Genomic DNA, 8,113 nt, shown 5'->3' with positions numbered 1-8,113 from the left:
CTGCTGTTGCGCCAAGCGCCACAGGACGGCTCCGTTCGCGTTCGCGACGTGACAGGTGGCACCTGCTGTATAGGGCTGTGGGGTCCGTTGGCCAGAGACGTCCTCGCGGAGGTGACCGACGACGATGTTTCGCACGACGGTTTCGGTTTCTTCAGAGCCCGCCGTATTCGCGTGGGCGCGATCGATGTGCTCGCGATGCGACTGTCGTACATCGGCGAACTCGGCTGGGAGCTGTATACGAGCGCCGATCTCGGGCTCGCGCTCTGGGATGCCCTGTGGGATGCGGGAGCAGCGCACGGGGTGCGTGCGGTCGGCAGGGGCGCCTTCGATGCCATGCGCATCGAGAAGGGTTATCGCTCGTGGGGATCCGATGTGTGGTCGGAACACACACCGGAGGAGGCCGGGCTCTCGTTTGCGGTACGAGCGGGCAAAGGCGATTTCACCGGCCGAGATGCACTGCTGGACGCGCCCGAGCCGAAGCAGCGACTCCTGCCGCTCGTCTTCGATCATCTCAACGACGTCGTGCTCGGCTCGGAGCCCGTGCTTCGTGACGGCCGCGCGATCGGGTTCGTGACGAGCGCCGCGCAGGGCATCAGCGTCGGGCGATCCATCGCGTACGCGTGGCTACCGCCCGACCTGGAGCCGGGTGACCGCGTCGAGGTCGCCTATCTCGATCGGCACTACGCAGCAACCGTGTCGGACGAACCTCTTTTCGACCCCGAGATGACAAGAATGCGACGATGAGATCAAGGCCGACGATGCTCGACAACGCCAACCCCGACTCTGGTTAGGAGCAGCCTCATGGAACGGGCGGCAATAGCAGCGCTGCGGACGCCGCGCTTCGAGATGGTGCCGATGCGCGGCGTCGAGGAGGCGATCGATCACCTGCCGCAGGGCGCGATCGTCACCGTGACATGTTCGCCGACGCACGGATTCGACGCCACGGTTCCGCTCGTCCGCGAGCTCCGACGTCGCGGTCATCCAACGGTCCCGCACCTTGCGGCCCGCATGGTGGAGGGGCCCGATCATCTCGCGCAGCTCATCGACACGTTCGACGAGCTGGGCGTGAACGACGTCTTCGTGATCGCCGGAGACGCCGAGACCCCGAGAGGGCCCTACGACGGGGCACTGGGACTGCTGGAGGCGATGCACGACAACGGTCACCCGTTCGAGCAGATCGGCATAACGGGGTATCCGGAACGGCACGCGGTCATCCCCGACACGCAGACCATCGCAGCCATGGCCGACAAAGCGCGGTTCGCGACGTACATCGTGTCGCAGATCTGCTTCGACGCGACCACGGTCGAGGAGTGGATCGCCGCTATGCGTGCACGCGGTATCGATCTGCCGCTGCACATCGGCATCCCCGGCGTCGTCGATAGAACCCGTCTGCTGCGCATCTCCGGCCGGATCGGGCTGCGGGATGCCGCGCGCTTCTTGACGAAACAGGCCGGCGTCGCCGTGCGGGCAGCAGTCGGTTACACACCCGATCGGCTCATCGACGGACTCACCGACGTCTTCGAGCGACCCGAATCACGCATTGTGGGTTGGCACGTGTTCAGCTTCAATGAGATTGCGCGCACAAACAAGTGGCGCACCGCGCTGTTAGCGCGCCGACTCGAAGAAGAGAAGGAGACGGGATGACCTCACTGTCGAACCTGGCCATAGCTCGCGGAGCAACCCTCCGTCCGCTGGAAGATATCGCGGAGACGATGGGCATAGGCCCCGACTTCATCGAACCGTACGGCCGCGGAGCAGCGAAGATCAGCCTCGACGCGATCGATGCGCTCGCCGATCGACCCAAGGCGAAATACGTTGTCGTATCGGCCGTGACGCCGACGCCGCTCGGCGAGGGCAAGACCACGACGACCGTCGGGCTCGGCCAGGCGATGTCGCACATCGGACGCCGCGCAACGATCGCGATCAGGCAACCGTCCCTGGGCCCCACGCTCGGCATCAAGGGGGGTGCGGCAGGCGGCGGTTACAGCCAAGTCGTACCCATGGAGCTCATCAACATGCACCTCACGGGCGACATGCACGCCGTGACCGCAGCCCACAATCAGCTCGCGGCGCAGGTCGATGCGCACCTCTTCCACTCGGCATCCCCCCGGATGGAGCCTCGTGACGTCACGTGGCGACGCGCGATCGACGTCAACGATCGGTCACTGCGCAACATCGTGATCGGCCTCGGCGCCCGTGCAGACGGCGTGACCCGCGAGACGGGCTTCGACATCACCGCCGCGTCCGAAGTCATGGCAACGCTCGCGCTGTGCGAGTCGCTGCCGGATCTGCGGGCCAGACTCGGCCGCATCATCGTCGGTCAGACGCCCGACGGCGAACCCGTGACCGCAGAGGACGTCCGGGCCGCCGGCGCCATGACGGTGCTGCTGTCGCAGGCGATCAAACCGAATCTCATGCAGACGCTCGAGGGTACTCCCGTGCTCGTGCACGCCGGCCCGTTCGGCAACATCGCAACCGGAAATTCGTCGGTCGTCGCCGACCGCATCGGGATTCGATCCGGTGACTTCCTGATCACGGAGGCGGGCTTCGGCGCCGACATGGGAGCGGAACGGTTCTTCAACATCAAGTGCCGCACCTCCGGGCTGACACCCGACGCCGCAGTGCTCGTCGCAACCGTGCGCTCGCTCAAGGCTCACTCCGGCCGGTTCTCGATCGTCGCGGGCCGGCCGTTGCCGGAGGCCATGCTCCGCGAGAGCCCCGACGACGTCGAAGCCGGTGCGGCCAATCTCGTGAAGCAGATCGAGAACATCCGTATCCACGGCGTCTCACCGGTCGTCGCGATCAACGCCTTCCCGACCGACCATCCCAGCGAGCACGAGGCGATCAAACGCATCGCCCGTGACGCAGGTGCGCGAGTCGCCGTATCGACGCACGTCGCCGACGGCGGTCGCGGGGGCGTCGAGCTCGCCGAGATCGTTGCGGAGGCCGCGGAGGAGCAAACGGAATTCCGGATGCTCTACCCCGATTCGGCGAGCCTGCTCGAGAAGGTAGAAGCGATCGCGACGCGAGTCTACGGCGCGGACGGCGTCGATCTCTCGCCCGTGGCAGCGAAGCAGCTCGAACGCTTCGCGGCGCTCGGCTTCTCGCACCTGCCCGTGTGCATCGCGAAAACGCACCTGTCGATCAGCTCCGACCCGAAGCTCCGGGGAGCGCCGACCGGCTGGCGCCTGCCGGTGCGGGAGGCACGGCTCTCCGCAGGCGCCGGCTTCGTCTACCTCATCTGCGGCAGCATGCGAACGATGCCGGGTCTGGGCGCGCATCCCGCTGCGCACGATGTCGACATCGACGAGAACGGCGAGATCGTCGGGCTCTTCTGAGCGCGAGGAAGCACCATGGGTACGCGGAACGCGAGCGCAGGCGACGGGATGCCGCAGCTCGCCGACAGGCTCTGGCGGTCGGCGGAACCAGCAGCCTCCTATGACGCTGTCATCGTCGGTGCCGGCGGTCACGGGCTCGCGGCCGCGTACTATCTCGCAACGGAGCACGGCATCCGCAATCTCGCGGTGCTGGAACACGGTTGGCTGGCGGGCGGCAACATGGCCAGAAACACCGCCATCATCCGGTCGAACTACCTGCTGGAGGCGAGCGCAGCCCTGTACGAGCACGCGCTGCAGCTGTGGGAGCGCATGGAGGACGATCTCGGTCAGCCCGTGCTGTTCGATCAGCGCGGCGTGCTCAACCTCGCACACACGCTGCAGGAGGTGCGCGATGGCGTGCGACGCGTCGAAGCGAACCGGCTCTCCGGTATAGACGCGGACTGGCTGACACCCGATGAAGTCGCAGACGTCTGCCCCGTCGTCGATGTCTCGGATCGATTGCGGTACCCCGTGCTCGGAGCGACGTATCAGCCTCGCGCCGGCATCGCCAAACACGACCTCGTCGCCTGGGCCTATGCCAAGCGGCTCTACGACTTGGGCGTCGACCTCATAGAAGGGTGCGAGGTCACCGGCATTGAAACTGCGGGCGGGCGCGTGAGCGGCATTGCGACAACCAGGGGCCGCATCGCGACCGGAACCGTGGGGCTCGCGGCGGCCGGGCGAACATCCGTCCTGACGGAACCGCTGGGGCTGGCGCTTCCGCTGCAGAGCCATCCACTCCAGGCACTCGTGTCGGAGCTGTTCGAGCCCGTGCATCCGACCGTCGTCATGTCGAACGCCGTGCACGTCTACGTCAGCCAAGCGCACAAGGGTGAACTCGTGCTCGGCGCCGGCGTCGACGGCTACAACGGCTACGCGCAGCGCGGATCGTTTCACGTCATCGAGGAGCAGCTCGCGGCGGCGATCGAGCTGTTCCCGGCGTTCGCGGGAGCGCACGTGCTGCGCACCTGGGCGGGTGTCGTCGACATCACCCCCGATGCCTCGCCCATTATCGACAGCACGCCGATCGACGGGCTGTTCGTGAACTGCGGATGGGGGACGGGCGGGTTCAAAGCGACACCGGCGGCCGGGCGGCTCTTCGCCCACACCATCGCGACCGGGTCGCCCCACGAACTCTCTCGCCCCTACGTGCTCGACCGCTTCGCATCGGGCGCACTCATCGACGAGCACGGCGCCGCAGCGGTGGCGCACTGAGGAGGCCGACATGCTGCTCATCGAATGCCCGTGGTGCGGCCCGCGTGACGAAATCGAGTTCGTCTGCGGTGGGCAAGCGGGAGTCTCGTATCCGCCGGACCCGTTCGCGCTCGACGATGACGAATGGGGGCACTATCTGTTCGTCAGGGACAACCCCGCAGGGCCGCTCGCGGAGCAGTGGTGCCATACGGCGGGGTGTCGGAGTTGGTTCATCGTCGAACGAGACACCCTGACGCAGCACGTGCTCGCGACACGGAAGCTGCCGGAAGCGGGTGAGGAGCTATGAGCCGACGTCTCGCGCAAGGAGGGCTCATCAACCGTGCTCGGCCGCTGCGATTCGTCGTCGACGGGCAGGAGTACACGGGTTTCGAGGGTGACACGCTGGCCTCGGCGATGCTGGGAGCCGGTGTGCAGCGCGTCGGCGACAGCATCAGGCACGGCCGACCCCGCGGCATCTTCGGGGCTCGGTGGGAGGAACCCAATGCGATGGTGCGGCTCCTCGCCCCGTTGCGGGAACCGATGGTGCCAGCGACCGTTGTCGATCTCGTCGACGGTCTCGAGGCCGTGACGCTCTCCGGCCGAGGCGTTTTGGCGCCGTCACCTCGCGACCGCCGAGATGCTGTGCACGCCCATGCAGAGACCCTTGTCATCGGCGCCGGCCAAGCGGGGTTGGCTGCAGCCGAACGAGCGGCCGGGGCCGGTCAGCGCGTCATTCTGGTCGATGATCGGGCGACTCCGGGAGGTGCGATCCCGAGCCCGGATGCCGCCGACCGCGTTGCTGCGCTCGCAGGGCGCGAACACGTCACCGTACTACCGCGCACGGCTGTCATCGGTCTCTACGATGACGGCTACGCGATCGCGATCGAGCGCCGCGATACCGGTCACGCAGGCGCCGAGGTGAGGCGAGTCTGGCGTATCCGCGCCGCATCGATCGTGATCGCGACGGGCACGATCGACCGACCCTATGCGTTCGACAACAACGATCTGCCCGGCATCATGCTGCTGGGCGCGGCTCACGAGTACCTGGCTCGGGCCGCCGTGCTCGTCGCCGACGCACCCGTGATAAGCACCGCGCACGACGGATCGTACGAAACGGTCGACGCACTCGCGCGGGCCGGTGCGCGCCTCCCTGCCGTCGTCGATGCGCGCGACGAGGTCTCTTCTGACGCTCGCTCCGTCTGCGATCGGCACAGTATTCCGCTCAAACTCGGCACGGTCATAACCAGCGCGCACGGTGATCGGCGGGTCGAAGCGGTTTCGACGTCCGACGGAGACCGGCTGCCCTGCGATGGCGTGCTCCTCAGTGCCGCTCGCGCGCCGCAAGCGGCGCTGGCATCGCACGTCGGCATCCCGCTCGCGTACGAACGCGCAGTGGCGGCGCTGGTGCCAGATGGTGAGACCGACCGAGTGCGCGTGATCGGCTCGGCGGCAGGCGAGGGGTTACCGGAGGCCGCCGAGCTCTGGTGCGCTCCCGATGCGGAGCACGCGTATGTCGACCTGTCGCGCGACTCCACGGTGGCCGACATCGATGTCGCGCTCGATGCCGGCCTGCGCTCGGTGGAGCACATCAAACGGTTCACAACGATCGGGACGGGGCCGGATCAGGGGCGCACTTCTGGATTGCTCGCCGCGGGCATCGTGGCGGAGCGCCTCGGCAGACCCGTCGGCGATGTCGGGGTGCCTCGATCGAGGCCGCCGGTCATCCCGGTCTCCTTCGCCGATCTAGCAGGGCGCCGAACGGGTGACCTCGCCGATCCCGTCCGGCGTACGGCGCTGCACAGCAGACACGTCGAACGCGGCGCGATCTTCGAAGACGTCGGCCAGTGGAAACGGCCCAGATACTTTCCGCGCGGCGGCGAAGCCATGGGCGAAGCGGTGCGACGCGAGTGCATCGCGGCCCGCACGGATGTCGCGATGATGGACGCATCTACGCTGGGCATCATCGAAGTCACGGGCCCCGACGCTGGCCCCTTCCTCGATCGGATGTACACGAACCGGCTGAGCACGCTCGGCATCGGGAGAGTGCGGTACACGATGATGTGCGGGCTCGACGGCATGGTCACGGACGACGGCACGGTCATGTGCATCGACGACGAGCACTTCAGAGTGAGCACGACGACCGGCGGCGCTGCGGCCGTGCTGGATGCGATGGAGCTCTGGCTGCAGACGGAATGGCCAGAACTCCGTGTGCACCTGACGTCGACGACCGACCACTGGGCGACGATCGCGCTGGTGGGCCCGCGCTCCCGTGACGTACTGCAGACGCTCACGCCTGACACCGATCTTTCGGCAGCGGCGTTCGAATTCATGCGCTGGCGCCGTGCGCAGGTCGCCGGCATCGACGCGGTCGTGAGTCGCGTGAGCTTCTCGGGCGAACTGGCATTCGAGATCCACGTGCCGTGGTGGGCAGCGGCTCGCGTATGGGATGCTCTCGCCGAGCATGACGTGACACCGTACGGCACGGAGACCATGCACGTATTGCGAGCGGAGAAGGGCTTCGTCATCGTCGGGCAGGACACCGACGGCACGGTCACTCCGATCGATCTCGGCTACGGATGGATCGTCTCGAACAAGAAGGGCGACTTCATCGGCAAACGCTCCCTCGCACGTCCTGACACACGCAGACCGGATCGGCCGCAACTGGTCGGGCTGCTGACGGAGCCTCCTGCGCTGCTCGACGAAGGAGCAGCGCTGGTCGATGCCGACGGCTCGCTGCTCGGGCACGTCACCTCCAGCTACGACAGCGCTGCGGTGGGCAGACCGATCGCGCTCGCGCTCGTCCGTGGCGGGCATGCGCGGATGGGCGCAACCGTCACCGCTCCGACAGATGGCGTTTCCTGCCGCATCGTCGACCCGGTGTTCTACGACCCCGAAGGGAGGCGGCGCGATGGATGAGACAACGGTGCACGGTTACGAGATCGGCGGGGCGCCCCTCGTGGGTCTTGCCGAGGGGAGAACTCACTGGGGTAGGTCGCCGAACGGTCGACTGGAACTGCGAGAGGACGGACTATTGCCGCAGCTGAGCGTGCGGGCCGGAACCGCAGCAGCCGAGGGAGTTCGAGCCGCCGGGATGCCGCTGCCGGAGCGCGTGGGAGGGGTCGCTCGCGAGCAGGGTCGGCTCTTGCTGGCGCTCGGCCCGAACGAGTGGCTCGCGCTCGGTGTAGGAGCAGAGACCGACGCAGGAGCAGAGTTCGGCGCACGGCTGCAGGAGGCGATGGCCGGTGAACACGCGAGCGTCATCGATGTCACCGGACAGCGAACGGCCATCACGGTGCGGGGTCGCGATGCCACGCGCATCCTCGCCCACGGCTGCGCACTCGACCTCGACGAGCGCGCGTTCCCGGCCGATACGTGCGCGCAAACGGTGATGGAAGGTGTTGGCGTGCTCATCGTGAGACGAACCGTAGACGACTTCCTCCTGCTCGTGCGATCATCCTTCGCCGAGCACTTCGCGGCCTGGCTCGACGACGCAGCGACCGAGATCTGGGCGGAAGCGCTCGCGGCCGAGTAAGGTAGGTCAC

7 protein-coding genes are annotated in these 8,113 nt (G+C 67.3%); all 7 read left to right on the top strand.

The window, feature by feature from the left end; all coding sequences use genetic code 11:
* The coding region (locus Q0O95_RS06435; protein WP_293696522.1) for an aminomethyltransferase family protein at positions 1–744 on the top strand (744 nt) is incomplete at its 5' end.
* A 57-nt stretch (positions 745–801) separates the two neighbouring features.
* The gene (locus Q0O95_RS06430; protein ID WP_293696520.1) at positions 802–1,644 is read left to right on the top strand and encodes a methylenetetrahydrofolate reductase; all 843 of its coding nucleotides are present in this window, start codon (positions 802–804) and stop codon (positions 1,642–1,644) included.
* Positions 1,641–3,338: a formate--tetrahydrofolate ligase gene (locus Q0O95_RS06425; RefSeq protein WP_293696518.1), complete on the top strand. Its 1,698-nt coding sequence runs from the start codon at positions 1,641–1,643 to the stop codon at positions 3,336–3,338. The genes Q0O95_RS06430 and Q0O95_RS06425 overlap by 4 nt, the downstream gene beginning before the upstream one ends.
* A gap of 15 nt (positions 3,339–3,353) precedes the next feature.
* A complete protein-coding gene (locus tag Q0O95_RS06420; protein ID WP_293696517.1) occupies positions 3,354–4,592 on the top strand; it encodes a sarcosine oxidase subunit beta family protein in 1,239 nt (412 codons plus the stop codon).
* A 10-nt stretch (positions 4,593–4,602) separates the two neighbouring features.
* Positions 4,603–4,878: a sarcosine oxidase subunit delta gene (locus Q0O95_RS06415; RefSeq protein ID WP_293696515.1), complete on the top strand. Its 276-nt coding sequence runs from the start codon at positions 4,603–4,605 to the stop codon at positions 4,876–4,878.
* Positions 4,875–7,487 carry a 2Fe-2S iron-sulfur cluster-binding protein gene (locus tag Q0O95_RS06410; protein WP_293696513.1) on the top strand — a complete coding sequence of 871 codons (2,613 nt, stop codon included), beginning with the start codon at positions 4,875–4,877 and terminating at the stop codon, positions 7,485–7,487. The genes Q0O95_RS06415 and Q0O95_RS06410 overlap by 4 nt, the downstream gene beginning before the upstream one ends.
* Positions 7,480–8,103, top strand: a complete 624-nt coding sequence (locus tag Q0O95_RS06405; RefSeq protein ID WP_293696511.1) for a sarcosine oxidase subunit gamma — start codon at positions 7,480–7,482, stop codon at positions 8,101–8,103. The genes Q0O95_RS06410 and Q0O95_RS06405 overlap by 8 nt, the downstream gene beginning before the upstream one ends.
* Positions 8,104–8,113 lie beyond the last annotated feature (10 nt).

This window comes from uncultured Agrococcus sp., assembly GCF_945915485.1.
GTDB lineage: Bacteria > Actinomycetota > Actinomycetes > Actinomycetales > Microbacteriaceae > Agrococcus.
Note: the sequence above shows the minus strand (reverse complement) of the source record. Positions and strands in the feature narration are given on the sequence as shown.

What these genes read in the sequence shown, in the direction of transcription:
- Q0O95_RS06430 (WP_293696520.1), top strand. Translation starts at nt 802, where the DNA reads ATGGAACGGGCGGCAATAGCAGCGCTGCGGACGCCGCGCTTCGAGATG.
- Q0O95_RS06425 (WP_293696518.1), top strand. Translation starts at nt 1,641, where the DNA reads ATGACCTCACTGTCGAACCTGGCCATAGCTCGCGGAGCAACCCTCCGT.
- Q0O95_RS06420 (WP_293696517.1), top strand. Translation starts at nt 3,354, where the DNA reads ATGGGTACGCGGAACGCGAGCGCAGGCGACGGGATGCCGCAGCTCGCC.
- Q0O95_RS06415 (WP_293696515.1), top strand. Translation starts at nt 4,603, where the DNA reads ATGCTGCTCATCGAATGCCCGTGGTGCGGCCCGCGTGACGAAATCGAG.
- Q0O95_RS06410 (WP_293696513.1), top strand. Translation starts at nt 4,875, where the DNA reads ATGAGCCGACGTCTCGCGCAAGGAGGGCTCATCAACCGTGCTCGGCCG.
- Q0O95_RS06405 (WP_293696511.1), top strand. Translation starts at nt 7,480, where the DNA reads ATGGATGAGACAACGGTGCACGGTTACGAGATCGGCGGGGCGCCCCTC.